Source organism: Ruegeria sp. CDSB086 (assembly GCF_059611065.1).
In genome coordinates, this window is sequence record NZ_JBXWOV010000002.1 from 440,006 (window position 1) to 466,748 (window position 26,743).

The 26,743-nt window shown below is 54.7% G+C and carries 25 protein-coding genes and 1 tRNA gene; 10 read left to right on the top strand and 16 right to left on the bottom strand.

Annotated features, from left to right (window positions below):
- Position 1: 1 nt before the first annotated feature.
- Positions 2 to 406, bottom strand: a complete 405-nt coding sequence (locus tag AC2FIO_RS05810) for a hypothetical protein (protein WP_370246295.1) — start codon at positions 404 to 406, stop codon at positions 2 to 4.
- A 180-nt stretch (positions 407 to 586) separates the two neighbouring features.
- Between AC2FIO_RS05810 and AC2FIO_RS05815 the strand changes: the two genes are divergently transcribed.
- The 3 genes from AC2FIO_RS05815 to AC2FIO_RS05825 all read left to right on the top strand — a co-directional run bounded on the left by AC2FIO_RS05815 (position 587) and on the right by AC2FIO_RS05825 (position 2,708).
- The gene (locus AC2FIO_RS05815) at positions 587 to 1,654 is read left to right on the top strand and encodes an NAD(P)/FAD-dependent oxidoreductase (protein ID WP_282151822.1); all 1,068 of its coding nucleotides are present in this window, start codon (positions 587 to 589) and stop codon (positions 1,652 to 1,654) included.
- On the top strand, positions 1,651 to 2,304 hold the full coding sequence (locus tag AC2FIO_RS05820) for a DUF938 domain-containing protein (RefSeq protein ID WP_496696240.1): 654 nt from the start codon (positions 1,651 to 1,653) through the stop codon (positions 2,302 to 2,304). The genes AC2FIO_RS05815 and AC2FIO_RS05820 overlap by 4 nt, the downstream gene beginning before the upstream one ends.
- A gap of 68 nt (positions 2,305 to 2,372) precedes the next feature.
- Positions 2,373 to 2,708, top strand: a complete 336-nt coding sequence (locus AC2FIO_RS05825) for a carboxymuconolactone decarboxylase family protein (protein WP_282169006.1) — start codon at positions 2,373 to 2,375, stop codon at positions 2,706 to 2,708.
- 36 nt (positions 2,709 to 2,744) lie between these two features.
- Here the strand turns inward: AC2FIO_RS05825 and AC2FIO_RS05830 are convergent, their stop codons facing one another.
- The 5 genes from AC2FIO_RS05830 to AC2FIO_RS05850 all read right to left on the bottom strand — a co-directional run bounded on the left by AC2FIO_RS05830 (position 2,745) and on the right by AC2FIO_RS05850 (position 11,016).
- The gene (locus AC2FIO_RS05830; protein WP_496696242.1) at positions 2,745 to 5,252 is read right to left on the bottom strand and encodes a GcvT family protein; all 2,508 of its coding nucleotides are present in this window, start codon (positions 5,250 to 5,252) and stop codon (positions 2,745 to 2,747) included.
- 137 nt (positions 5,253 to 5,389) lie between these two features.
- Positions 5,390 to 6,637, bottom strand: coding sequence for a hypothetical protein (locus tag AC2FIO_RS05835; RefSeq protein ID WP_496696244.1), 1,248 nt, complete (start codon positions 6,635 to 6,637; stop codon positions 5,390 to 5,392).
- Between the two features lie 100 nt (positions 6,638 to 6,737).
- Positions 6,738 to 8,144 carry an FAD-binding oxidoreductase gene (locus AC2FIO_RS05840; protein WP_496696246.1) on the bottom strand — a complete coding sequence of 469 codons (1,407 nt, stop codon included), beginning with the start codon at positions 8,142 to 8,144 and terminating at the stop codon, positions 6,738 to 6,740.
- A 24-nt stretch (positions 8,145 to 8,168) separates the two neighbouring features.
- Complete coding sequence (gene ggt, locus AC2FIO_RS05845; protein WP_496696247.1) at positions 8,169 to 9,962, bottom strand: gamma-glutamyltransferase; 1,794 nt, start codon at positions 9,960 to 9,962, stop codon at positions 8,169 to 8,171.
- Between the two features lie 67 nt (positions 9,963 to 10,029).
- Positions 10,030 to 11,016, bottom strand: a complete 987-nt coding sequence (locus AC2FIO_RS05850) for a 2-hydroxyacid dehydrogenase (RefSeq protein ID WP_282169011.1) — start codon at positions 11,014 to 11,016, stop codon at positions 10,030 to 10,032.
- Positions 11,017 to 11,214: 198 nt separating this feature from the next.
- Between AC2FIO_RS05850 and AC2FIO_RS05855 the strand changes: the two genes are divergently transcribed.
- On the top strand, positions 11,215 to 11,676 hold the full coding sequence (locus tag AC2FIO_RS05855; protein ID WP_234416571.1) for an SH3 domain-containing protein: 462 nt from the start codon (positions 11,215 to 11,217) through the stop codon (positions 11,674 to 11,676).
- 1 nt (position 11,677) lies between these two features.
- Here AC2FIO_RS05855 and AC2FIO_RS05860 read toward each other — a convergent pair whose 3' ends face one another.
- A complete protein-coding gene (locus tag AC2FIO_RS05860) occupies positions 11,678 to 12,595 on the bottom strand; it encodes a haloalkane dehalogenase (protein ID WP_496696249.1) in 918 nt (305 codons plus the stop codon).
- 305 nt (positions 12,596 to 12,900) lie between these two features.
- On the opposite strand from AC2FIO_RS05860, the gene AC2FIO_RS05865 reads away from it, so the two are divergent.
- Positions 12,901 to 12,975: transfer RNA gene (locus AC2FIO_RS05865), tRNA-Gln, on the top strand.
- Between the two features lie 356 nt (positions 12,976 to 13,331).
- On the opposite strand, the gene AC2FIO_RS05870 is transcribed toward AC2FIO_RS05865, so the two are convergent.
- Positions 13,332 to 14,069 (bottom strand): class I SAM-dependent methyltransferase, encoded by a 738-nt coding sequence (locus tag AC2FIO_RS05870; protein ID WP_496696251.1) that lies wholly within the window; start codon positions 14,067 to 14,069, stop codon positions 13,332 to 13,334.
- 6 nt (positions 14,070 to 14,075) lie between these two features.
- On the opposite strand from AC2FIO_RS05870, the gene AC2FIO_RS05875 reads away from it, so the two are divergent.
- From AC2FIO_RS05875 to AC2FIO_RS05895, 5 genes are all read left to right on the top strand, one after another.
- Entirely contained in the window at positions 14,076 to 14,975 is a 900-nt protein-coding gene (locus AC2FIO_RS05875; protein WP_282168734.1) for a LysR family transcriptional regulator, read from the top strand.
- Positions 14,976 to 14,991: 16 nt separating this feature from the next.
- Positions 14,992 to 15,483 carry a P-loop nucleotide/nucleoside kinase family protein gene (locus tag AC2FIO_RS05880; RefSeq protein ID WP_496696252.1) on the top strand — a complete coding sequence of 164 codons (492 nt, stop codon included), beginning with the start codon at positions 14,992 to 14,994 and terminating at the stop codon, positions 15,481 to 15,483.
- Between the two features lie 640 nt (positions 15,484 to 16,123).
- Entirely contained in the window at positions 16,124 to 16,786 is a 663-nt protein-coding gene (locus tag AC2FIO_RS05885; protein WP_496696254.1) for a hypothetical protein, read from the top strand.
- A gap of 184 nt (positions 16,787 to 16,970) precedes the next feature.
- The gene (locus tag AC2FIO_RS05890; protein WP_496696256.1) at positions 16,971 to 17,660 is read left to right on the top strand and encodes a hypothetical protein; all 690 of its coding nucleotides are present in this window, start codon (positions 16,971 to 16,973) and stop codon (positions 17,658 to 17,660) included.
- Between the two features lie 74 nt (positions 17,661 to 17,734).
- Entirely contained in the window at positions 17,735 to 17,983 is a 249-nt protein-coding gene (locus AC2FIO_RS05895) for a ParB N-terminal domain-containing protein (RefSeq protein WP_109310371.1), read from the top strand.
- Positions 17,984 to 18,205: 222 nt separating this feature from the next.
- Here AC2FIO_RS05895 and AC2FIO_RS05900 read toward each other — a convergent pair whose 3' ends face one another.
- From AC2FIO_RS05900 to AC2FIO_RS05935, 8 genes are all read right to left on the bottom strand, one after another.
- Positions 18,206 to 18,487 (bottom strand): hypothetical protein, encoded by a 282-nt coding sequence (locus AC2FIO_RS05900; protein WP_176865828.1) that lies wholly within the window; start codon positions 18,485 to 18,487, stop codon positions 18,206 to 18,208.
- A 119-nt stretch (positions 18,488 to 18,606) separates the two neighbouring features.
- The gene (locus tag AC2FIO_RS05905; protein ID WP_472723088.1) at positions 18,607 to 18,819 is read right to left on the bottom strand and encodes a hypothetical protein; all 213 of its coding nucleotides are present in this window, start codon (positions 18,817 to 18,819) and stop codon (positions 18,607 to 18,609) included.
- A gap of 49 nt (positions 18,820 to 18,868) precedes the next feature.
- Positions 18,869 to 19,990: an alanine/ornithine racemase family PLP-dependent enzyme gene (locus AC2FIO_RS05910; RefSeq protein WP_496696258.1), complete on the bottom strand. Its 1,122-nt coding sequence runs from the start codon at positions 19,988 to 19,990 to the stop codon at positions 18,869 to 18,871.
- Positions 19,987 to 21,186 carry an N-acetyltransferase DgcN family protein gene (locus tag AC2FIO_RS05915; protein WP_282119867.1) on the bottom strand — a complete coding sequence of 400 codons (1,200 nt, stop codon included), beginning with the start codon at positions 21,184 to 21,186 and terminating at the stop codon, positions 19,987 to 19,989. The genes AC2FIO_RS05910 and AC2FIO_RS05915 overlap by 4 nt, the downstream gene beginning before the upstream one ends.
- 83 nt (positions 21,187 to 21,269) lie before the next feature.
- Positions 21,270 to 22,148, bottom strand: coding sequence for a hypothetical protein (locus AC2FIO_RS05920; protein ID WP_496696260.1), 879 nt, complete (start codon positions 22,146 to 22,148; stop codon positions 21,270 to 21,272).
- Entirely contained in the window at positions 22,099 to 22,452 is a 354-nt protein-coding gene (locus AC2FIO_RS05925) for a hypothetical protein (RefSeq protein ID WP_496696262.1), read from the bottom strand. The genes AC2FIO_RS05920 and AC2FIO_RS05925 overlap by 50 nt, the downstream gene beginning before the upstream one ends.
- Positions 22,453 to 23,113: 661 nt before the next feature.
- A complete protein-coding gene (locus tag AC2FIO_RS05930) occupies positions 23,114 to 24,760 on the bottom strand; it encodes an adenylate/guanylate cyclase domain-containing protein (RefSeq protein WP_496696264.1) in 1,647 nt (548 codons plus the stop codon).
- 245 nt (positions 24,761 to 25,005) lie between these two features.
- Positions 25,006 to 26,742 (bottom strand): hypothetical protein, encoded by a 1,737-nt coding sequence (locus AC2FIO_RS05935; protein WP_496696266.1) that lies wholly within the window; start codon positions 26,740 to 26,742, stop codon positions 25,006 to 25,008.
- Position 26,743: the final 1 nt, after the last annotated feature.

Consider the following 26,743-nt stretch of genomic DNA (forward strand, 5'->3'; position numbering starts at 1 on the left):
CTTACTGCTCCTGCTGCGCGGTCGGTTGCGATGGGGTCGCTGGGGCAGGAACATCGTTGCCTTGATTGCCCAAGGATCGGATTGCGTCGGCAATGGCGCGCAAGGGGGCGGCGACATCCGGGAACTGGAATCCGGCTACAAGAATGGCCGCCACCCAGAACAGACCATTGTGGGTAAACAGAGCCAACAGCGCCAATATCCCCACAAGCTGAAACTGAGGGTGGTTGGATTCATGCGCGATTTTTTCCGGGATGGAGTGCAGCGTAAAGTAGCCAACTCCGATCAGAACGATCACCAAAACGGTAAAAACAAACATGAAGGTCAGCAAAAAGTCGCTGCCATCTGCCTGCGTGACGTATGAGGGGATATGCCCCGTGGCCATTGGATGTAATTCTGCCGGTGTCACGTCTTTCTCCGATTCCGATGATAGCTGCACTAAAAACAGGCCGGTCTCTTTGGTTCAAGTTTACATTGCGGAAATTACGCCTCTTTTCCAATAGTGTTACGCATGCGAAGCTTTGCGCATGAATAAAAGCAGATCTCAAATCCACCCGTTTTGGGGTGATCCTAGGGCGGAGTTTCTAACATGATCGATTTCCTGGTCATCGGTGGCGGCATCGCCGGATTAAGCGCGGGCGCGCGTTTGTCCGAACATGGTCATGTCGTCGTGCTCGAAGGCGAAGACGCGCTGGGATATCACACCTCTGGCCGGTCGGCGGCGTTGTTCGAAAAAGGGTATGGACCGCCTTCCGTGAAGACCCTGAACGCAGCGAGCGAAGCTTATCTGAGATCGAATGGCTATCTGTCGCCGCGCGGGTTGATGCTGATCGCCGGCCATGATCAACGAGACGCGTTTCTTCAGGATCAGGCTGACCTTCGTCTTACAGAAATCTCGGTCGAGGATGCCATATCGCGGGTTCCGATACTGAACCCTCAGACTGTTGGATTTGCCGCGAGCAGCGATTTTGCTTTCGACATTGATACCGACCGGATGATGCAGGATTTCGCTCGTGTGATTAGGGCCAACGGTGGTCTGGTGCTGACACGCCAAAAGGTAAAAAGTATCACCAAAGCGGGGCATTGGGTTGTCGAGGCGGCAGACGCTTTCGAGGCCAGATCCCTTGTAAATGCTGCAGGCGCATGGGTGGATGAGATTGCGACGTTGGCAAGCGTCGCGCCGATCGGCATAGAACCGCGTCGGCGCTCAGTGGCTCGTATCCCCGCCCCTGCCGGACATGACGTGACGGGTTGGCCTTTGATGTTGGGCGCTAGCGAAGGCTGGTATGCGAAACCGGATGCCGGAAAGCTGATCGTTTCCCCTTGCGAGGCTGATCCGACCTTTCCCCATGATGCCTATGCGGACGACATGGTGTTGGCCGAGGGTCTGGCGCGGTACGAAGCGATGGTGACCGAGTCGGTCACAAGGGTCGAGGCGAACTGGGCCGGACTTCGCAGCTTTGCGCCGGATGGTACGCTGGTCTTAGGACCCGACCCTGCCGAACCCACGTTTATCTGGTCGGCAGCGCAAGGTGGTTATGGCTTTCAAACGGCACCGGCGGCCTCACAGCTGGTGGCAGATTTGACGACTGGTGCTCGTTCAGAATTGGAGGCGGCGAGCGTTTCCGCCCTAAGGCCAGAAAGGTTACGTGGATGACGAAACGCAAACTTCCCGCAAATGCCAGCGTGGCGACGGTATCCGATGGGCAAAAATTGGTTGCTCCGGCGGCCAGCAGGAATGCCGACGCGCTGTGTGATTTGCTGGCTCAGTTCGCCCCTGTGTCCGGTCGCGCGCTGGAACTGGCCAGTGGTACAGGGCAGCACGTCGTGGCTTTTGCAAATCGACTGCCCGGCCTGAATTGGCAACCCAGCGAGATTGACACTGAACGACGCGCTTCAATCGACGCGTATGCCGAAGGCGTAGAAAACATAGCCCCGGCGATAGAACTCGATGCGGTCCAACCCGGTTGGCATTCTGTTCACGGGGCAAATGACCTGATCCTCTTGATCAACTTGCTGCATCTGATCAGCTGGTCGGAGGTGGAAGCCTTGGTGACCGAGGCCGCGCTGGCGCTGAACCCGGGCGGTCGGCTAATCCTCTACGGGCCATTCATGCGCGGCGGTCGGTTAACCAGTGCCGGAGACCAGAACTTTCATGCTGCGTTGAGCCAACAAGACCCGGACATCGGATACAAAGATGACGCCGACATTCTGGACCTGCTGCGTCGTGTTCAACTGAGTTTAATCGGTGCTGTTGAAATGCCGGCAAACAACCTGGCATTTGTCGCTGAAAGACCTGCAGTCTGATCAAGATCAAAGTCAGGCAGCTTCCATAAACATATTCACAAGGTGATATGTTTAAAGGAAGCCCACAAATGAATTGGCAAGACAAGCTGTCGGATACGCGCAACAATCTGCGCAACCTCAACGCTGCAATCCCTGATACCGCCCGTGCCTTCGGTGCGCTGGGAAAAACCGTTAAAGAAGGCGGTTCGCTGGACTACAAAACCAAAGAGCTGATCGCTTTGGGTATGTCCATCGCTGCCCGTTGCGAACCTTGCATAACGCTACACACCGAAGCTCTGATCAATACCGGAGCAAGCCGCGAAGAAGTGTCAGACGTTCTGGCCATGGCCATTCAAATGGGCGGAGGACCGTCGATGATGTATGCGGCCAAGGCGTTGGAATGCTTTGACGAGCTATCAGTATGAAGAAAGGCCCCGGAGATCTCCGGGGCCTTTGCTTGATCATCCGTCCTTGCGGATAGTTTCGTTTTTCGGATCGTAGGGGCTGTCGCATGTTACGACCGCATCCCACAATTTGTCCTGAAGCTTGACCTTCAGCTTGGTGCCTTCGACCGCCAGATCGGGTTTCACATAGCCCATGCCGATGGATTTCTCGAAGGCGACCGAATAACCGCCCGAGGTCAGACGACCGACGCGTTCACCTTCCGGCGTATACAGCACTTCACGGCCCCACGGATCGGCATCCTCCGGCCCGTCGATTAGCAGGGTGCAGCATTTCACGCGTACGCCAGTCTCTTCCAGCTTGGCCTTGCCATAGAAGTCTTTGGACAGGTCGACAAAGCGCGGCAGGTCGGCTTCTAGCGGGGTCGCGTCGCGGCCCAGCTCGGTGCCGAAGGCGCGATAGGATTTCTCCTGACGCAACCAGTTCTGGGCGCGGGCACCGACCAGCTTCATACCGTGTTTCTCACCAGCTTTTTCCAGTAGGTCGAACAGGTAGTTCTGCATCTCGATCGGGTGGTGCAATTCCCAGCCCAGCTCACCGGTATAGGCCACACGGATCGCGTTGACCGGGCACATGCCCAGTTCGATCTGGCGGGCCGACAGCCATGGGAAGCGCTTGTTGGACAGTGCGGTTTCCGGATCGGCGTCTTTGATGACCTCTTTCAGAACGTCCCGCGATTTGGGTCCGGCGATGGCAAAAACGCCCCACTGAGTGGTCACATCTTGGATCTCGATGTAACCGAACTCCTCCATCTTGTCCTCGGCCGCCTTGCGCAGGTAATCGGCGTCGTACTCAGTCCAGGCACCGGCAGAGACGATGTAGTAGTTGTTCTCGCCGTTACGGACGATGGTGTATTCGGTGCGGGTGGTACCGTGCGAGGTCAGCGCGTAGGTCAGGTTGATACGACCGACCTTGGGCAGCTTGTTGCAGGTGAACCAATCCAGGAACTGGGTCGCACCGGGGCCTTTGACGACATGCTTTGTGAAGGCCGATGCGTCGATCAGGCCAACGCCTTCGCGGATCGCCTTTGCTTCGTCAACGGCATGCTGCCACCAGCCACCGCGGCGGAACGAGCGGGCATCATGGTCGAAGTTTTCGGGTGCATCCAGCGGACCAAAGTAGTTCGGGCGCTCCCAGCCGTTAACCCAGCCAAACTGTGCGCCACGCGCTTTCTGACGGTCGTAGGCCGGAACAGTCCGCAGCGGGCGGCAGGCAGCACGTTCTTCATCGGGGTGGTGCAGGATATAGACGTGCTCATAGCACTCTTCATTCTTACGTGCTGCAAACTCGGTGGTCATCCAGTTCGACGAGTAACGTTTGGGGTCCAGCGAAGCCATGTCGATCTCGGCTTCGCCGTCGACCATCATCTGCGCCAGATAATAGCCGGTGCCGCCTGCGGCGGTGATACCGAACGAGAACCCCTCGGCCAGCCACATGTTGCGCAAGCCAGGCGCGGGACCAACCAGCGGGTTGCCGTCGGGCGTGTAGCAGATCGGGCCGTTGAAATCGTCTTTCAAGCCGGATTCGGCACAGGACGGCACGCGCTCGGCCATTGCCATATACTGGTCTGCAATCCGGTCGAGATCGAGCGGGAACAGATCAGCACGGAAGCTGTCCGGCACGCCGTGTTCGAACTGCGCCGGCGCACCATGTTCATAGATCCCCAAAATCCAACCGCCGCGCTCCTCGCGTGCATAAGATTCGTTGTCAGCATCACGGACAACAGGGTGTTCGGGGTTGCCCGCTTCACGCCATTTGACCAGCTCAGGGTCTTTGTCCATGACGATAAAGGTATGCTCGACCGGGATCGCGGGCATCTTGATGCCCAGCATCTTGGCCGTGCGCTGCGCGTGGTTGCCCGATGCGGTCACGACATGCTCGGCGGTGATAACCACCTGCTCATCCGACGGAATGAGGTTACCGCCCTTCTCGACCATTTTGGTGCAGGTGACTTCCCAATGAGTGCCATTCCAGTGGAAGGCATCGGCCTGCATCTTACGGACAATTTCCACACCGCGCTGACGGGCACCCTTGGCCATCGCCTGCGTTACGTCGGCGGGGTTAATGTAGCCATCTTCGGTGTGATAGATCGCGCCCTTCAGATCTGAAGTCTCGATCAGTGGCCAGCGTTCCTTGATTTGATCAGGGGTCAGCCATTCATATGCGACATCACAAGTCTCAGCCGTGGACGCATAGAGCATGTATTCATCCATGCGCTCTTGCGTCTGTGCCATGCGCAGATTGCCAACTACGGCAAAGCCCGCGTTCAAACCGGTTTCTTCCTCAAGCTGCTTGTAGAAGTCGACCGAGTACTTGTGGATGTGTGTCGTCGCATAGGACATGTTGAACAGCGGCAACAGCCCCGCTGCGTGCCATGTGGACCCTGAGGTCAGCTCATCCCGTTCGACTAGCATCACATCGTCCCAGCCTGCCTTGGCCAGGTGATATGCAATCGAAGTGCCGACGGCACCGCCGCCAACAACCAGTGCTTTGACTTGGGTTTTCATTACCGGGCGTCTCCCCTTGAATTCAGTTGACACCATATGGCGCATTTGAATGCCCCGGCGCGACATTCATCCGACCAGTGATATAAAGAAAACGACCCGTGCACGGCGCAGAGCGTCGATTTTTCGTGCGAAGGGTTTCAGTTGCCCCCGACAGAGCACCGTTTGCTGCTGCCCAACGTGGCACAGGATGACTTACCCAAACCGCCCTTCCTGACCTTGACCTCAGCCGATGGGGCAACCTGAGGTTCGGGCTCATCCGCGTTCGCGTTGGCGTGGGCCACTTTGCCCATCAATCCCTTAATGAACCCGCCGATACCACCTGTGCTGGCCACTTCGGTTTCCACCTCGCTCAACGCGGAGGCAAGCAGCAGGTTCTGCGTGCGAATGTAAGATAGCTGCGACAGTTCCTGATTTTCGAAGACTTCGCCGTTGGTGATGTCCATGACGCCCTCGGAATTAAAGCCCGAACTGCTTAGCGTGTTCGCTACCAAAGCGGCCGCATCCAGATTTTCCAGCTTTTCCTGACCCAACCTTAGCTGCGCGATTTGCATCGTTTCATAGAGATCGTGCATTTCACCCGCTATTTCGGGCTGCCGGATCAGGGGAACTTCGATTCCGTTGCCGACAACCAGGGCCGGATGCGGCAGCAATGCGTTCAGGCCTGCATAATCGACGAGGCCAAGAAACTCTCGGACCGTCGCATCGCTGGCATCTGCGTGAAGGCGGATAACCACCTCTTGATCAAAACCGATACGCCCTGTGAACGCGCGATGGTTGGTCTTTTTGGTATCATCCAGCAGATTTCCGGTTGTTTCGATGAAAGCGACGCCGTCAATCACCGCATACCCTCGTTCGGCCTTCATCCCATCCAGAAACGCGTCCTGCGCACTCAGCGCCAATCCGGCCAAAGTGTTTCGTGCCGCTTGGGGTTTGAGGGTGATATCAAGCCAGATCAGTTCATCTTCTTTTGCGTAAACAGTGCCTGTCTCATTCAGCTTTCGAAGCGCACCGTCTTTACCGGCAGCGTTGAGCTGAAGCAATTCGGCGGGCCCGCTGATCGAACTAATAAGGGGTACTGGCCCAAATTCTGAAAGAACTCTGGAGACTGCCTTGGCGTCGGGCTCGATCAGGGCATATTGCGCCCACCCTTCTGGGGGGCTCGGAAGAAAAGCTTTTGCACCGGCATCCCATAGCTTTTGACGTTCTCGCGCCGCTTGTTTCACTTCCCGCTCTTTTTGGCTTTGATCGAACCGAGCTGAGATGGTTTCAACATAACCGCTCAACGAAAGCGTACCGTCTGTCTTTTTGTCCTGCTGGAAGTAATCTAGCCCCGCAAGGACCAGACCAACTATCAACGCAAACCCAATGAACCTTAGCGCGCCCATTATGACCTCAAAATCAATTGCTCCTCATTTTCGCAATTGATAGCAGCAGAATTGGGCACCCTTGTGGCTCTGAGGCGGAATTCCCAAGGATGCGCCGTTTCTACGTGTTCGACAGGATCTTTCCGGGGTTCATGATGTTATCGGGGTCCAGTGCCTTTTTGATGGCAGTCATATACGTGACCGCTGGTCCGAGCTCTTTGACCAGGTAGGGCTGTTTGCCCTGTCCGATCCCATGTTCGCCCGTGCACGTGCCTTCCATCGAAATAGCCAGATCATTCAGCCAACCGACGAATTGGTCAGCTTTGCTGACTTCGTCCGCGTTTTCCATGTCGATCAGCAGCAAGGAATGAAAGTTGCCATCCCCGACATGCCCAACCACGGGGGCCATAAGTCCTAGCTCACGCGCTTTGTCCTGAGTCGCTGTGACGCACTTTGCCAAACGCGAGATCGGGACGCAGACATCCGTGGAAATTCCCCGCGCGCCCGGACGCAGTTGCAAGGAAGCCCAGTACATATCATGCCGGGCTTGCCAGAGTTTATTGCGTTCCTCAGTCGTTGAGGTCGCCGCAAAATCGGTGCCACCGAACTCTTCCGCGATCTGGTTGAAGGTTTCGGACTGTTCGACCGCACCGTTTTCCGATCCGTGGAACTCGAGCAAGAGCAATGGCGTTTCCGGCAGGCTCAGCCCGGAATAGGCATTAGCGGCCTGGACCGACATTTCATCCAGCAGCTCAATCCGCGCCACCGGAACACCATATTGGATCGTCATCATGACAGCCTGACAGGCCGCATCCACAGACGGAAATGAACAACGGGCCGAGGTGATCGCCTCGGGGATGCCCTGCAGGCGCAGGGTAAGTTCGGTGATGATTCCCAGCGTCCCTTCGGCCCCGATCAGCAGTCGGGTCAGGTCGTAACCCGCCGAGGATTTCTTGGCCCGGTGCCCGGTTCGGATGATCTGCCCATCCGGCATGACCACCTCAAGACTAAGGACATTGTCCTTCATCGTGCCATAGCGAACCGCGTTGGTCCCGGACGCCCGCGTCGCCGCCATTCCACCCAACGAGGCATTCGCGCCGGGGTCGATCGGAAAGAACAGGCCCTGATCCCGCAAATGGGTATTCAGGTCTTCGCGCGTCACACCCGGCTGTACGACGCAATCCAGATCACCCGGGTTCACAGCCAGCACCTTATTCATCTGGGTCAGGTCAACCGAGATACCACCAGCAGGGGCGTTCACGTGACCCTCCAACGATGTACCCGTACCAAATGCAATCACCGGTACCTTGTGCGTGGCGCAAGTTTTGACGATCTCGGAGACCTCTTCCGTGGAATGCGGAAAAACCACAGCATCCGGGGATTGGTTTTCGATCCAGGTGGTCGTGTGACCATGTTGTTCGCGGATTGCCTGACCGGTTTGCAACCGGTCACCAAACTTTTGTTTCAGGATGCCGACAGCTGCCTCGATCCCCACTTCATTTCGCGGCAAAGCGACTGCCTGCACCATGGTCTTCCCCTTTGAAACGCTGGGCTATTCGCCCAGCGCAATTCCTTCACGACGTGGATCGGCACCGCCGACCAGCACATCCCCGATCTCAATCGCATGCAGGCCCGATGTCAGGTCGCGCGGGTTCACTTCAAAACCCAACTCGATCAGCGGATCCGAAAACCCTTCGGCGGCGGTTCCCACTTCGACGTCATAAGTGCCAAAACGATTGACGAGATGCGGCAGTGAAAGGGCTTGCTGCACATCCATGTCCCAATCCGCCCAGGCGATGATCGACTTGGCAACATAGCCGATGATACGGCTACCGCCCGGCGATCCGATGGCCAGAACAGGCGCGCCGTCCCGCATCACAATTGTCGGGCTCATCGACGAACGTGGGCGTTTGCCAGGCTCCAACCGGTTGGCAATTGGAACACCGTCACTGTGCGTTTTAAACGAGAAGTCCGTCAATTCGTTGTTTAGCAGAAACCCGTTTGTCATCAGTCGTGAACCGAACCCGTTCTCAATCGTCGTCGTCATCGACAGGACGTTTCCGTACTGATCAACGATCGAGATATGCGAGGTTGAGGGTAACTCGATCGAGACATCGTTGGCCCAATTCGACGCATGATCAAACTCGGGGTTACCCGGTGCGACCTCTGTCAGGGCGGCTTCTCCGCCTAGCAGAGCGCCACGGTCGGACAGATAAGATGGATCAACCAAGCCCTGCGTTGGCATGGGAACAAAATCATGATCGGCCATGTAGCGACCGCGGTCGGCAAAAGCCAGACGCGAGGCATCACCGATCAGGCGCCATGCATTGGTGTCTTCGGGGCCCATCGCAGCCAGATCATAGCCGTCCAGCATGCCCAGAATCTGACCAACGGTCAGCGCGCCTGACGATGGCGGGCCCATTCCGCAGACCTCATAGGCGCGATAGGTTGCGCACACTGGTTCACGCTCAATCACCTGATATAGCGCCAGATCAATTCCCGACAGAACGCCCGGGTTGCCTTCGGCGTTGCGTACGGTGCTGACGATGCCAGCGGCAATCTCACCACCGTAGAAACCGGCCGAGCCTTCCTCGGCCAAAATATGCAGAGTTTCGGCATAGGCCGGGTTGGTCAGGCGTTGCCCCTGCTCAATCGGCTTACCGTCGGGCAGGAAATATTCTGCGGTTGCAGGAAAGCGCGACAGGCGTTCGGCATCCTTTTCGACCAGGCCAGCAAGGCGCGGAGATACCAGAAAACCGGCGTCCGCCAACGCGATGCCATCGGTAAACAGGCTTGGCCAGGGACTGCGGCCCCAGCGCCGGTGTGCCTCTTCCAGCAAGGCCGGTGTCCCGGGTGTGCCCACCGACAATCCGCCGACAACCGCATCAAAGAACTTCAGCGGTTCGCCGTTTTCGTCATGGAACAGCCTGTGGTTCGCCTCAAGCGGGGCCGTTTCACGCCCATCCAATGTCGTCAGCTTGCCCGATGCAGCGTCATACCAAACCAAAAATGCACCGCCACCAAGGCCCGACGATTGCGGTTCGACCAACCCCAGCACAACCTGAACGGCGACCATTGCATCAGCCGCCGACCCGCCAGCGCGCAAAACCTTTGCGCCTGCTTCAACCGCCAATGGATTCGCAGCAGCGACCATCCAGTTTTCAGATGTGACCGGCTGCCCTGCCATCTTGGCCTCAAGCGCAGCGATCACCTCTTCGGTCAGGCCTTGCACCTGCCCCTCGGACGCGCCTTCGGGCGCAACGGCATCCGCCGTTTCCTGAGCAGTCAATGGTCCTGCCAGCACCACCGCCGACAGCAACACTCCCGAAATCAGACTTCGTTTCATCGTATCCTCCTGAAAATATACGTGTGCAAATTGGCACCGCCCGCATCAAAACACGGGAAACACCTGATCAAAGCATTGCGGGGACCACCTGATCCGGTGGGCGGTGACCGTCTTCGAAAGTCTTGATATTTATAATAACTTTCTCGCCCATTTCGATCCGGCCCTCTAACGTGGCCGACCCCATGTGGGGCAGCAGAACAACGTTTGGTAACTGTCGCAATCTTGGGTTCACATCCGTCCCATGCTCATAGACATCCAGGCCCGCGCCGGCGATTTCGCCCGAGCGTATCCGACGCGTCAGAGCGTTTTCGTCGATCACCTCACCCCTTGAGGTATTCACAATAACGGCTGTCGGCTTCATCAATTTCAGCCGCCGTGCATTCATCAAATGGAAGGTAGACGGTGTCGACGGGCAATGGACCGAAATCACATCCATTCGCGCCACCATCTGATCAAGGCTTTCCCAGTAGGTCGCTTCCATCTCTTGTTCGGTCTCGGGGCGAAGCCTGCGACGGTTGTGGTAATGTACTTGCATTCCAAATGCGCTGGCACGGCGGGCCACGGCCTGGCCGATACGCCCCATGCCAAGAACGCCCAAACGCCGCCCGCCGATACGTCCGCCCAACAAGGCATTCGGCGCCCACCCGGTCCAATCGCCCTTTTGCATGACAGACAGACCCTCGGGAATTCGGCGGGTCACAGCGAGAATCAGCGCCATGGTCATATCAGCGGTATCGTCGGTCAGAACCCCCGGGGTGTTCGACACCAGAATGCCCCTCTGACGCGCGGTCGAGACATCGATATTGTCGACCCCTGCCCCGTAATTCGCGATCAAGCGCAGGTTTTCACCCGCTTGCCCCAAAAGGCCACCGTCGATCGTATCGGTCACGGTTGGCACCAGAACATCGGCGGTTTTCACGGCCTTCACCAGTTCTTCGCGGGTCATCGGGCTGTCATCGTCGCGCAACTGCACATCGAACAATTCGCTTAACCGGGTTTCAACCGCCTCGGGCAACCGTCGCGTAACGACAACACTCAGACGTTCTCTTGACACCTCTGCACTCCCACTGCTTTGCAAACCTTCGCGCGCCATGTCATCGTGGCGCAGGATAAGGCGGGGCACAAGAACCCCATAGGCATTGAGTCGACCTTTTTTCGAAGCAAGATCAACAGGCACAAGAGCAGACAGTAAGTGAGTGGTTTTCTACCCGTAAAACGCCTTGTTTCGGCGGCATTCGCTGTTTTCCTAACCGTGCTTGGCACCCTGCCCGCCAGCGCGCAGGACAAGCGTGGCCAAGTCACCAACCTGCCCCTTCCACGGTTTGTCTCGATGAAAGCCGCCGAGGGCAATGTGCGCCGAGGCCCATCACTGACTCACCGAATCGATTGGGTTTTCAAACGGCGCGGCATGCCACTGCAGATAACGGCAGAATACGGAAACTGGCGCAGGGTTCAGGACCGCGACGGCGCCGGGGGATGGGTGCACTACGCCCTGTTGTCCGGTGTTCGAACGGTGTTAGTCGATGCCGAACTACTGCCCGTGTACACCAGTCCGGACCCAAAGGCCCCGGTCAGCGCCCAATTTGAAACCGGCGTCGTGGCGCGCCTTGGCAGCTGTTCGTTGGATTGGTGTCAGATTTCTGCGGGCGGGTATCGCGGCTGGGCACAGAAAACGAACCTTTGGGGCGTCGACCCAGCCGAAATCCGAGAATAACCTAGTCGGATAGGGGTGTGCGCGCGATGAAATCGCAGGTCAGCTTGACCAGTTCCGGACCAACGTCTTCTTGCAAGAAATGCCCCGCATTCGGCAAGATAACATGAGGCTGCCCTGCGGCCCCCGGGCACAGTTTCTGGAACACCGCATCAATCCCCGCCATGACCAGATCATCGGCCCCGAAAGCAGTGAGGACAGGTGTCTGAAGCCCTCGGATCACCTCCCAAGCCCGCCGGTTCGGACCCGAGGACGGATCATCAGGCGTCGCTGGCACTAGCATAGGAAACTGCCGCGCCCCGGCCTTGTAACTTTCATCTGGAAAAGGCGCATCATAGGCCGCGATAACGTCTTCGGACAGGGACGATACAGTTCCGCCTTTCAGAATTCCACCGGCCGGAAATACCGGAACCTCCTGGCTGAACCTGCGCCAGTTCTCAAACGCTGCGCCCATTGGCTGATCGCCAGTTGGCAGCGCCGTGTTGGCAATCACTATGCGCGCGAACCTCTCCGGCATCTCTGCCCATAACCGCAGCCCGATTAGCCCGCCCCAGTCCTGGCAAACCAGAGTGATGTTGCGCAGGTTTACCTTGCGCAGCCACTCACCCATCCAAGCCACGTGCCGCTCATAAGTGTAGTCGCTTCGTTCGGTTGGCTTGTCGGATCGCCCGAACCCAATCAGGTCTGGCGCAACCGCGCGATGTCCCTGCGCGACGAATCCCGCAATCATGTGACGGTAAAGGTAGGACCAGCTTGGCTCGCCATGCATCATCAGTATCGGATCGGCCTCGGCTGGCCCTTCATCCACATAATGCATCCGCAACTGGTCGCCTTCGGTGTCATCCACCTGCGCGTAATTCGGTGCAAACGGATAATCTGAGAGCCCGTCAAACCAGGTATCTGGCGTACGTAGAAACTTCATTCTCTTCCCTTTCAGAGTTTCCAACCCGAACGCCCTGCCACCAATGCGCGCATCCAGCCCATCGCGAAACATTAGATTTCAAAAACCGCACCGCAAGATCAGGCTCTATGAGCGACCCATTCCGCATAAACGCCGCGGCCATGGCAAACGACCAGATCACAGCAGGATTGAACACCTTTCCCAGGAAAACAAGCCACTCTCAGATCTTCGATTAGCGCCTTTAGATTTTTTTCAATCCGCACTCATTTTTTTGTCTGAAAGGTCTTGAACCCACCGATCAACAATCGTAGACAGCGCCTCACCGTTGGGGTGTAGCCAAGTGGTAAGGCAACTGTTTTTGGTACAGTGTACCGTAGGTTCGAATCCTACCACCCCAGCCACCTTTTCAAGATGCGAATTAACCATAAGCGTGCAAATTGCACTCGGTTCGTGCAAATTGTCCGTTGTCAGGGATTCGATACAAAGAGAATGCTCAAATTGAGCGATTAGTCAGTATCTGATGAAAACAAGTCTGCAAATTCGAAGGCATACTGCACTTGCGTTCGGCAGGTCGCGGCCCGAAGCGGACATTCATCGTCGGGCTTTGCAAACCCCGAAATGCGGACAAAACGGCCTTTCGCAACAACACTCTTAAGGTACAAGCAGACCGAGGTAACTCCGTTCCTTCCAGTATGAAAGTATCGTGCAAATTTACGCAAAGATCGTTTCAACGGATGCAGCTAAACGAACTAAAACTTCAAGATTTTTGCGCGACAATATAGCGGCTCTGGAGCATTGAGGCTTGATCAGAAGTATAATGCACGTCGAAGCCTGCGGACGCGATTTTCCTTTCAAGCACTGATCCAGACTCAAAATGCACAAACGGGGCTTTCCCAAGAGCCTGCATGACTGGGATAGCGATCCGACTGATCATCGCATACTTGAAACCACCGCTCTCAGGTGCGCAGACGGTTTTGGATATAAAAAGCCCACCGGGTTTTGTAAGCGCGGAAATGTGCTCGAGCGCTTGGTCCAAATCGGGCAGAAGATGAAGCAAATTATGCGCCAAGATCGCATCGTAAGAACCTTTATCTAAACCGTGCTCAAGAACTTCAGCCACCTTGAAAGTGACGTTCTCCAATCCTTCTTTAGCACGCTTCTCATCGGCAATCTTGATCATGCCCGGAGCGAGATCCGTGGCAGTGACATGGGCGACATGCGGTGCAAGCAGCAGCGCGGTTGAACCCGTCCCGCACCCGATTTCCAGTACGATGTCCTCCGCTTTCAGGTAGGACTTCGTAAGCTCGAGTGTTTTCAGATACCCTTCCATGTTGCGGATTGGGTCTGCCGCGTACTTTTGCGAGATTTTGCTCCAGAACGCGGCATCCTTGGACAAAGCAGTCATTTCATTACTCTCAAAAAAGGTTGTTGCCGTATCCTTTACTTCCAAACAATCATTTATGGAATTGCCACAATTTGCAGAAGTGTTATGCATAAATGCATGAACTGGAAGGCAATCAATTTCGACTGGAACCAGGTACGGTCCTTTCTTGCGACAGCCGAAGAAGGCTCGTTTTCTGCAGCGGCACGCGTTCTTGAGCAAACTCAACCCACTGTTGGCCGTCAAGTTGCTGCGCTGGAAACGGCCCTTGACATCACCCTGTTTGAAAGAGTCGGCAAGTCGCTTAATTTGACGACTGCTGGCGCCGAGCTTTTGTTGCATGTCAGAGAAATGGCGGATGTGGCGAACAGGATTTCTCTTACTGCGACAAGCCAGTCGCAAGCTGTTGATGGGCAAGTCAGGATTACTGCGTCCGATGTGATGTCTGCTTATCAGCTGCCACCTATACTGAAAACGATCCGACTTGCGGCACCGCGACTAGAGATCGACATCGTTGCTGCAAATGACATACGAGACCTACAGCGACGTGAGGCTGATATCGCAATCCGACATGTGCGTCCAACTCAGCCGGATCTGACAGCAAAGCTTGTCGCCGAGGCAACGGCCCATTTTTACGCAGCACCTTCGTACCTTGATCAGGTGGGACGGCCGAAAAATGAAAACGAACTTGCGAAATTGGACTTTGTCGGGTTTGGCGACATCGACACGATGATCGGTTTTCTCGATCCGGCGGGCATTAAAGTAACACGAAAGAGCTTCAGGATTGGCTCACAAAGCGGGATTGTATCCTGGCAACTGGTGCGCCAAGGTTTTGGCATAAGTGTAATGTCGGATGATGTGGCTGCCTTAACACCTGGTGTGGAGCGCGTGCTCCCCGACCGCGAGCCGTTTAAGTTCCCGATTTGGCTGGCGACACACTCCGAGTTACATACCGCACGAAGGATCAGGTTGGTGTTTGATCAACTGGCGGACCAACTTAGCGCAGGGACCATCAGGTAATCCGGGAGTTCGTTCTATGTCACAGGCTATTTCAACGCTTCACTTGCTATGCGGCAAAGTCGCTTCTGGAAAATCTACGCTGGCAGCGGAACTAGCGAAAAGAGACGCAGTCGTGCTCATTTCGGAAGATGAATGGCTTAGCGCCCTGTTTGGCGACCAGATGAAGTCCCTGCAGGACTACGTGAATTGCGCTTTGAAACTGCGACCGGTCATGGGGCGTCACGTGGCTTCTTTGCTGAAGGCTGGCGTTTCAGTGGTTCTCGATTTTCCAGCTAACACAATTGAAAATAGAGCTTGGATGCGCGACTTGCTGAAAGACACTACTGCGCAGCACCACCTTCACTTTTTGGATTTGCCAGATGAGGTTTGTCTGCACCGGCTGCATAAGCGCAACAGAGAAGGCGCGCATGCCTTTGCACCAACAGAAGATCAATATCGCCGTATTGCGCGGCATTTCGTGCCACCATCACCCGAAGAAGGTTTTAACATCATAACTCACCGTCAGTAGCGGCGGCACCAAACATGTTTCGAGCACCTACTCTGCATCGACGGATGAACGACTGCTTTGGGCTCAGTTCGGACGTTCGCCCGAATGTCGCGAGCAACCGCAATGCGGACTTTTCGGACATCCGCTTTTTCGCTCCGGAAGGCCGCTGCCAGACCAAATCAGACATGGCTGCAAGGTTGCTAGACGACGATGGCTGACTTTCATATTAGGGCACCCAACGAACAGAGAGGGCGCTAAGCCGTCGCTCGCCACTTCTACAGCCTAGGCATCAATCTGTGCATGCTTTTGCGCATAAAGTGGACTTTGCGACAAAGGATACTTCCTTGACTCTATGCCTGATAGGAACCACAAGAATGTATTGGAGAAATTTATTCGTCGTCGCAATGCTGCCGACTTCGATGATCCAATGGCCTTCCTAAAATCTGTAGCATGTGCCCCAGCTTAGGAACGGGTTCCGCTAGGGTGTTCGGAACGAACTCGTTACTCGCAAACCTTTGCAATTGTTTCCTGATCTTTGTCAGACGACGAACGACACATGAAAGCAGGCGGTACATGAACAATATATGGCTCATCAACTGCGTGTCTGATGCCCGATAGGTCCGGCCCCAGACACCACACTAACCAGACTTCAATCATATATATGCGCGATATTTCGTGTTTGATCTTGACATTAATCGTGTTGATTTCGGGAACGAAGCTCTCAGCTCAGGTAGCGCCTGAAAACACATATTTGACAGGCAGTTCCTATGGACGTGGCTGGGAATGCAATCACGGATTCCAGCGTATTGGGGATATTTGTGAGGAAATAGCAATTCCTGAAAATGCCTTCCTCACGTCAACGGGAGATAGGTGGACCTGCAATCGATTGTTTCGACGTATTGGTGAAGAGTGTGAGGAAGTAATTGCACCGGAAAACGGGTTCGTTGATACCCGATTTGGTGTGCAAGAAATACATTGCAACTGGGGATTTCGCAAAGAGGGCCGGAACTGTATTGCTATCGAAGTCCCTCTGAACGGTCGCCTGACCGAAAAGAACAGCGTAGATGGTTGGGTATGCCTGAGAGGTTTCATTGCTTCAGAAAGTGGCTGCGAACCTGTGGCCATTCCTGATCACGCATACCTCACATCTGACACCTATACCGGATGGAAATGCGAGCGTGGTTTCCGCACAATCAAAGGCAAATGCATGGCAATCATCGTCCCATCAAACGCTCATATAAACCGACGAGGCGATAGTTGGGAATGCAATCAACCCTTCAATCGCCAGAACGACAAATGCGTTGAAAAATTGTCGCGACATTAGGCTGTTGTAAGCCGCCGCCCCCACGAAAGAGCCGGAAGGATCAAACTGTGACTCTAGATTCGATTGACGAAAAACTGGGCAAAAAGCTCAAAGCCGAAAGGGCTCGCCGCCTAACTTACGGAATCAAATTATTTATCGCGTCAGTGGTGCTCGTAGCGGCGGTTGTTGTGGTGGTGTTCCTCTGATGCGCAATAGAGCCCCTCAAGTCAGTCTTCAAAACGCAAAAGCGTCAGTTCTTGGTCGGGAACAGCGAGAATTTCAGGACCGAAGTGTTCGAAAATCGCGAAATGCTGACGTATCTGGAGTTATTGAAGAAGAGTTCGGAAGGTACTTAATAAAAGCGGGTATTTTGAGCGGCAACAGCGTTGCGCGGGCGTTCCCCAAGCCACCTGCCAAGACACAAGCCATGATTGCCGACGCTATTGGTGAGACTCCGGCAATGGCTATTGAGGCGTTGAAAGAAATTCTTGAAGAACGTGATAAGAAGCGCTGCGATCAACGTCGTTTGGAAGGAAATTCCGGCACGCTTGTTCCCAGCGAACGGGAATACACAGAAGCCTTGCGCCAAGTCAGGTTTACACCGGCTCAGATCACTATGCTCAGAGCACTCTCAATCGCTGGGAAGAAAGGCCTGACTGTTGGTCAACTATCTCAGGCTGCTGGTTACAAATCGCGCGAGACATCCATCAAGGCCTTCAAAAAAGCAGGGCTGTTGATCGCGGAGTATCTGGACCTCGATCTTCCCGAAGCCGTATCGGAACAGAATGATAGTGCTGCACAAATCGTGGCCCTCTCTCATATCGAAAGTGACGATAAGCCAGCGACTTGGATCATGCATGAGGAACTGCACTACGCCGTTCGTTCGGTACTTTGATGTACGTACCAGCGCGCGCTTTCAAAGGGAAACCCGAACGGGACCAAATGCACGAAAGGTTGCACGGGTAGCTTATGCTGGTGAAAAGACCATACCCGCTCGAATTGATCTACGTACCTGTAAAGCGTGCAAAAACACTTGATCAAAACAAAGTTCTGACGCTTGCCAAGGATATATTGAGGAACGGCCAGAGTACTCCGATCCAATTGCGCGCCGACAACAAGAGGTTCGTGCTGATCGAAGGTCTCCACCGATTGGAGGCCATTCGCGCCCTCGGTGGTGACACAATTGAAGCCTACCTAGTACGTGCCAGGCTGCACTGACAGTTCTTTGGAACCGGCAGCCTCCCGGCCCAAACCATCCGTGTGCGGTTGCAGCAATCCAAAGTCTACTGAACGGCGGCTAAGGGCTCAAAGTAGACATTCAGAGAAGTCCGCCCAATGTCTGCTGTGCGGACAAAAGTAGCTTTCGCTGCGCTTGCACCAATGACCGTTTTTTCTGGTATTCATGGCCCAGTTTCTTTGCAAAACCCACGTCCAAAATATCTAAAACTCATCAAATTCCGGGACGTTGCCAAGCCTAATGAGGAAACTTGGCGACCCGACTTCGCCACTGTTCGGATCTTCACTGACCATGTAGGCATCGGCGCCAGCGCAATCGTCGGATTGCGCTTCTCTTTCTGCTCTGTTTTGTGCCTCCGCTGCCGTGGAGTATTCAAATTGCTTGCCAATTTTCAGGCTTCCTTGCCCTCCGCGTCCTGGCTTCTGTTCCACATATGTTTGGCAGATGTAGTGAACTTTTTCTGAGCTCTCATCTGAGAGTGTCATGGCAATATCCTTGAAACGAGTACGGGCGCTACTGATGCATGAGAAAAGTAGGGCTCGCTAGCTGCTTTGTTTGTGTTTCGCTCAATTAAGTTGCGCGAAGGGAAGGGCCAACGATCCTGTCACCGCTTTTTGGCGGGCTTCGGCGGACTGGCTTCAGATGGTGCCTTCGCATCCCTTTCGAGCCGAGTTTTGCGAAGCCGGGCGTTCTTAATCTGTCTTTGCTCTGCTTCTTCGTTGACCATTTCCCGAACGACCCGCGTTGTTTTTTCCATCGGCGTTTCCGCCTTGGGAACGTGTGCATTGAAGAGGGTTGCTTTTTTCGGCTTTGCCAATGGTTATTCTCCTATCCGTTTCCAACGGCGCATTTATCAGTTGAGTATTTCATATTGATGCCAGGTGATTGCCTGGTCCTTGAGAGACACGCACGTGACGTGAAGGACTGCGATGGAGCAGCTTTGTCTTAACGTCAGGAGCGGACATAGCTTTCATCAACGCGCTATAGTTCATTTGGAATCTCATTTCCGATCCCACGCTCTGCGTCGAATTGTAAGTGCCGACGACAAGATGATCGCTTGTTGCACCGATGAGTCTATTTCCAGGGGGCATAGAAAGCCCGAAAACGTCCGTATCTTGCTGGCCAATGGCGAGAACCAATTGTGTGCTCTGTCCACTTTTTGGGACAAGGTGAAGTCTTTTGAATACCGGGTCGCAGATGCTCTGAGGGTGAGTTGCAGGTTTGGACCCTGTTTCAATGACCTCGGCGACAAGCGTAAAGGCATCCGTATACATCCCACCTATCTGATCTCCGGATACCGGATCAACGCCCAGAAGTATTGCTTCCCCCAGCCTTAAATCGTTGATGCGCCCAGTTGGGTGTCCACCCAGGGCCCAAGGAAGGTTGGCCGAGTTACCGCCAGATACCGTCTGAAGGAAGGGACCACACTGCCCCTCTGTGTCATTCGCCAGGGCAGACAAGGCGCCCATGTCTGCGGCATTCGGGGCAATTCCACTCAGACAAGCGAAATTCGCTCCGATGCCCTTCAGCGCGACACCTGGCATATCCACCACTTGCTGTGCAATTGAGCCGAGGTATTTTGGCATGATCCCTTCGCGCAGATCGCCCATCTCAACCATCAGGATAATTCCGTGAATGCAGTCTTTCCGGATTGCGGCGGCGGCTAGAGCGGTAATCACGAGGATTTCTGTGTTGTAGCTTGCCTCACAGTACTGGACGACCTGATCGACCTGGCTCAGCATTGGTGTACGGATCAAGGTGATCGGGCATGTCATGCCCGCATTGCGTAACTTCCGAACGTTGCTAAGACGCGCTTCTGCAAGTCCCACAGCGCCACCGTCCAGCATGGCCCGAGCGATGGTTGGATGCCCGCACACCGCTTTGGTCACACCGGTGACGCTGATGCCGCGTGTCTTGAGGCGCCCGATCACAGTCTTTGCATTGTGGCGTATCTTGCTCAGATGCACCTCAATGCGGGGTGTACTCATATCGCAGCCACAGGCGTGGGTTGATGCAACCCAGGATAGGCGGCGACAACCATTGCAAGCAAATGCGATGCCGGCCGGCTGAGCACATCCGTTACGGGTAACCCGAGCATTTGTGACTGTGCGGCGATAGTGTCGGTAATCTCGGCCTCAGACATCCCCTCGTGATTGAGCGTGACGCCGATGACTTTTGTGTCAGCAAACGCTTCGATGAGGGCAATCTCACTTGCAGGCTTGGGCATTGACATATTGGGAAAATCACAGCGATGCGCGCGCTTTGGAGCGTGTTGAAGGATCACGGCGTCCGGCTGGCTGCCCCGCAGGATAAAGGCGGATGTGCAGAACGCCGGATGGCTCAACGCTCCTTGACCTTCAATCAAAATGACATCGGGTTGTTCAGCCTCGGAAGCGTCAACAATCGCACCTTCAAGCTCGCCGCAACAGAACTGCGGCGGCACGGCATCCATTGCCACTCCAAATTTTGCGCCCTGCATCAAACCCGTTTGGCCCGTACCAACAAGAACAGTCTTGATGCCCCTTGCATTCAAGGCGCGGGCCAATACGGTCGCTGTTGTCCGTTTTCCAATGGCGCAATCGGTTCCAAGAATCGCTATGCGCAGTGCCTTCACACCTGCAATACTTCCATCGAACAGACGCATATCCTTGCTGGGTTTAGGTTTTCGAATATCTCGAATGGTGACTTTGCGTTCGACTGCAAAAGACGCGATTTCGAGATCATCGCTCAAATACTCATGCAATCCACTGACGATGTTCATACCAAGTGAAATCGCGTCGAGAACAACGTCGCGATCTGTCGATGAGAGTCTCCCCGTAGAGGGTGCCATCCCGTAAATGAGGGTATCTGGGATGACGGTTTCATGGGCGACAGCAGCGTCCAAGCTTTTGAAGATCGGAATGTGGTTTACTGCATCGTCAAGAACCCGCCCACTGTCTTCGCCGTCGTGGTTGCCATCAATGACAGACAGGATCCTGTAGGCCTGTGAATGACGAACAAGGCCATTTGCAGTTTTGCCATCAATGTTGGCGAAGTTACCTTGGCAATAGATAATCGCAGTTGGCGGCAAGACGATCTGAGTGGCAGAGGTCGATCTTACGGGTTTATCGCTGGTCGATGGCGGCGCTTGTGCACCGCTGACGGGGCGACGGATAGTGTTAGCCGCGCTAAAGTCGGTTTTCATGATGTTTCCTTTTTGTGGTCGACGCCGAAGGCAACGCTGCCGTTACCATCGGGTATTTAAGTCGAAATTGTCGTGCCGCGCGCTCAGTTATTGAGAACGCACAGACCTTTAGACAGCTTGAAATTCTTATTGCATTCCCAACGGTTTCCGGACCTTCCTAGATGGGCATTCGCAGGAAGGTCTATTATTTCGCAGATCGCACCTGAGGCTGCGTATCCCCGCTCGCACTTCCATCCCGTGCCGTAGTCTGAATCGTCAAAGTAGGCATGTTTAGGGATCACAACGGGCGCGCACGATCCATCCTGTACAAAGTATCCACGTTCGCATGTCCAGGGTCGGCCGTATCCTGATGAATTCAGATACGCGTTGGCCGGGACTTCAATGGCGACGCAAAGGTCGTCCGATGCTTCGAACCCCCGTTTGCATTTCCATGCTGGCCCATAGGTAGTAGCGGCCAGATAAGCGTTTGCGGGCACGACAATTTCTAGGCACGCGTCGTCAACTTTGTGAAAACCCCGCGAGCAATGCCAGCGCTCACCTGATGGGCCAAGAAATCCGCCATCAGGTACAATCACCGCAACACAGGCCGTATCATCGGTCTTGCGAAAACCATGAAGACATTCCCAACCAGAGCCATAGGTGCGGTTGGTCGGATACGCATTTGCTGGCACTATGACAACGGCGCAGACATCGCCTCTCAGCCTATACCCGGCGTTACATTTCCAGCCGTCACCGTAGCTCTTTGCAGTGGCATTTTCAGGCACAGGTTGCGATGTGGATTGAGCATATGCAGGCGTTGAAGACAGAAGCAGAGCACAGATTGGGAGCACAATCAGAACCGCAATCATCTGAATGCCTGGTGACAGATGCGCTCCCCAGATCGCCTGACAGAGTTGCGGCATCGCCTTTGATTTATGATCCATCCAGCTCAAGCCCCGCGATACAGGCATCTGCAAGGTCACGGCTTGGCGTTTCCGACCCCGGCAGCGTAGCCCAACCCGTATCCATCATAGCTTTGCGGCGATTGAAGCCAGAGGCCTCTTGGAGGGTTACGATTATTTCTTCGCGCCTGGGGTCGGCCGCTGACCTGTTCAGGCAAACCGGCACCATCGCGAGCGTCACTTCTTCGCTTGCATGGTCCTTCGCCAATTCTTGAGCGCTGCCGCTGGTTGTCCAACCGCCCCAGGTAAAGCCAAGGATTGAGACCGCAATCGCACCACACAACGCACCGTAGATGCCTGGTTTCGTCCATTCTGGAAATGTCATTTTGGATCCTCTGGCGGAGAAAGCGCCGCCGCGCTGTTTTGTGTCTTTTTGCGCATTCTTATTCTCGCGCTTGAGCCATTCCCAAGCCGCGATGACCGATAGGCGCAGTTCGGGCCTACCGGAAGCTCGTTTGATCAACAGTTGCGTTGTGGTTCTTTGGCAAACCATCGGTGCGTCTGATCACCACAACGGATCAACAAACGTCACAAGCGATGTGGTTGTGCGCGAAAACATCGGCAACCTTCCCAAAACATCAGATCCAAGTAGAGGACGTGACAGCTGAATTTTCATGATGGAAGAACTTAGTTTACTCTGGCAGGCGATACGCCTAGGCCGCAGAAAACCAGAACCTTAGTGGGGTGTATATAACCACTTGGCGACGGTATTACAACGTTCATGGGCTTAACGCTTATTTCACGGCCCCGATACAGATGAAAGAATTGGTTACAACCCAGCCTTCTCCTTGTGTATAGGCAAATCCGTAGCCACTTATGCAACCTTCTTAGTATGCCACTCTGAAGCCGACATTCGCTGCATCACAGAAACATGTAGTTTGGGCTCAGAGCGGTCGTTCGCTGCGTTCCGTCTGAATTACCGCTCTGCGGACAAAGCGGACGATGTCCGCACACAAGATTTGCATCAATAACATGGCCAATTGACTTCAGAAGACAGGTTTTAGCCTGTCTAACATCCAGCGCATGTCAGGTGGCAAGACCGGTGGTTTTGTCGTCATCATTGGGGCTTGTGACAGCTGCTGGGCCGCTTGCAAGCATGCCTGGGCTTGTTCATGAAGTTGCATCTCAGTCAGCGCCATCGCGCGGAGTTTTAGGTGGCCAGCTTCATTTGGGCGCATGTCATAGGCGGCAGAGGCATCCTCAACACTGCCTTCGAAATTTCCGCCACAATACCTTGCAATGCCACGCATGAACAGCCGATATGGTTGCAGTGGATCCTGCTCGCCACGCTCTACGAGACGCGAAAATGCAGCATCAGCGCCCGCAAATTCAGACCTACGAAGCAAAATCTGACCTTCAAGTTCATGGTTTTCCAAATACGCGGGATTAAGTTGCCGTCCTCGTTTAAGATCAGCGAGCGCTCCTGAAATATCGTCTTGCACTGCAAGCCGGAAATTCGCTCGGACCCAAATGACATAGTCGCTCTTGGGCTCTTGCATCACCGCGGTGTTTAGGACTTCCTCACATCTTTTCTTAATTTCGGCAGACATAATCTTGTAGCGTGCACCGTGGAGCATGAGTTGTGCTTCCACGCGCATGCAAAGCGACATCCCGTCCAGCGGATTGAGCGAGATGGCACGTTCTATAAGTGAAAGTGCCTCTTCCCAGCTTTCTATCGTAACCTTGTAAAATTCATTGGCGGCACGTGCACGGAGCTCAGATACACTCAAGTCGTCAACTGGGAGCCCAGCAAGTCTATCCCCATCGAACGCATTGGTTTGGAGACGTAAATCCCCCTCTGCCTGCTCCAGGACAGTGTCGCAGAAATCGAATACATCTTCAGTCTGAGCTTCGTATGTCTGTGACCATACAGGCCTCGCGTTGGCACGTGAGACCAACGTAATGGTGAACCTTCCGCGCCTCCCAGCGATCCGAACGCGCCCGCGCAAATCATAGGTCGCGGCTTCTACAGACTTGGCAGATGCATCGAAAACGGAAACGCCCTTTCTTCGCGATACTCTTACGATAAGTTGATCACGGAGGTCACCAGCGAGCGCTTTGGTCTCTGGATCAACCGGCGCGTAATCAAAGGACTGGAATGCAATTGATGGTACATCACCCGACTTGCCTGTTGAACCGGGCGCAAGTCGCCATTGATATAGCCGGACCGGCTGCGAGATATTTTTTAGGCTGAATGTGCCAGCGTCGCTAAGCACTGCTGATTGTTCGGTTGACAGCTGACGGTAAAAGTCTTCCGACACCATCACGCCACCGGGCGGTGCTTCAGTTTGAATGCGTTGAGTGATGTTCACACCAGTGCCGTAAAAATCATCATCGTCTTCGACTATTTCTCCCAGATGGCAACCGATCCTTAGCTTTATGGTCGGGTGGTCATAAAGATTGCTTTGCACCTGAATGGCGCTGTCCAAAGCTGCACCGATTGAGGCAAAGGCAACGATCCAGCCGTCACCCATGCGTTTTAGGACCTCGCCACCGAAGTCGGCGAGCACTGGCTCCAATTGGTCGCGCTTGAGCTCTCGTACTGCTTCGATTGCGGCATCCTGATTGGCGTTCATCATAGATGAGTAACCGACCATATCGACGACCATTAGAGTTGTAATTCGCGAACGCACCGGAGCCCTCCGGCCACCAAACATAGTGAAACGCCTCGAACCAACAAGCAGTTTGCTTCTGATCGCAGTCGGACACGCATTTGGACAGTGGTTTTGCGAAGCCGTAACCACGTAAAGTTTGGGCTCACAACAGACATTCGAAAGTTCACAATGAGGAACGAACGGCGGCCCTGCGGACAAAGCGGTCCTTTCAGCGCTGTTGGACAAAAACAATTGCTCAGTGTCACCTCTGCAGTGCAAAATCTTTACGAATTCGCACTGGCGATAGGGTGGTCAGGCAACCCTGCTTTGCGCAAATTGTTAAAAAGGGCGTTTAACTTTTCTGTGTCGCGTAGCAATTCCTGTGACTTCACATATTCCAGACTGAGAGTGGGGTCGTCGGCCAACGCTTCGGCCACGATTTCACGTGCGCGCTCAACGTCGCCTCGAGCTACTCGGCTTGCTGCTCTGTAGAGCCGGGATCGACGAGTCTGGAAATTGAGGCTCCTGGCCTCTTCGTTGGATTCTGTGAAGCGCCCCAATGCGTATAGTGCCGCCACCTGCTCCTCGACAATCCAAACCGGCAAAAACGGGTCAAGTGTCGCCGCGTGCTCCAGTAACTCCAGGGCCCGCTCTGGCTGCCCATCGAAAGTGTAGAAAGCGGCGCAGCGCCCAAGAATGTAGGCATCGTTCGGAGCAAGTTGCATCGCTCGCTCGTGGTGGCGACGACTGGCGTCATAGTCATTGTTCAGCTTAATCTGTAAAGTACCCAGAATGCGGTGCAGTTCGGGATCCGAAGAATCCAGTTGCATCGCGCGGTTGAGTTTTTCTTCTGCAGATGCCAGATCGAAATCTGCCATACCGCTCCAGGAACACACGTCCATTGCAATGGGGCGCGCAAAGTTGGGATCGGCTTCCTGCGACTTTCGAAACCATTCTCGTGCTTCGCGGTAGAACGAGTCTGCCACAGTGCCCATACGGTGTTGTTCCAGACCCCGCAGATAATATTCATAAGCGGTCATATTCTCGGGCCGTTTCATACGGACCGCGCTAATCGCTTCGTGATCAATCCGGCCTGATACCGTGGCCGCCACGCGCGCAACTATCTCCTCCATCGCGTCGATTACTTCGTCGAAAGGCCGCTGAATGCGATCTGACCAGACAAGCCCTCCGTCGCTGGTTCTAGTTAGGGTCACGCTCAGACTCACACGTGAGCCCATCTTACGAACCTTTCCAGCCAATACGTACCGCACACCAAGCGTATCCCCGATTAGTTTGGGATCATCTGTTTGCAACGCCACGGAAGCTGTTCGAGAACTCACAAAAAGTGAACGGATGAGGCTCAGATCGTGGATCAATTCCTCGGTTAATCCTTCGGCGAGAAAATCTTGATCCTCGTCTGCTCCAGTTCTCGTCAGGAATGGCAAAACGGCGATTGAATTCGGCTTGATGGCGGATTTTGGTGCTTCAACGGTCGGAGCAAGTTGGAAAACATGGCGATCCGAAGAGGCACCGACGCGCATGATGCGCATGGCTTCGTCCAGCCCTTTGAGCCGATGTTCCCCCCGGTCTTCAAATGCACAGGGCGACACTCTACGGACATGGTCGAATAAGGCTTCCGATACGTCGATTTCACCGGGTTCGGCCAATTGCTGCAATCGAGCGGCGATGTTGACACCATCACCTCGCAAATCTTCCCCTACCCGAACGACATCTGCCAAATGCAAGCCAAAGCGCATAGACTGCGGTGTAAGACCCGGTGCTGTTGCAAGCTCTGAACGAGCTTCTATCGCGGCTTTGAGGCCATTGACGGGGCTTTCAAATTCAGCAAGCAAGGCATCGCCAGCTGTATTGAAAACTCTTCCGTGATGCTTGCTCACACAACGTGTAACGAGGTCTAGTCCGCTCAGAACTTGGGAGAGGGCGCTTTCCTCGTTTCCTTCCATTGCGCTAGTCGAGCCGACATAATCGCCAACCATGATCGTTGCCAATTTTCGGTCCAAC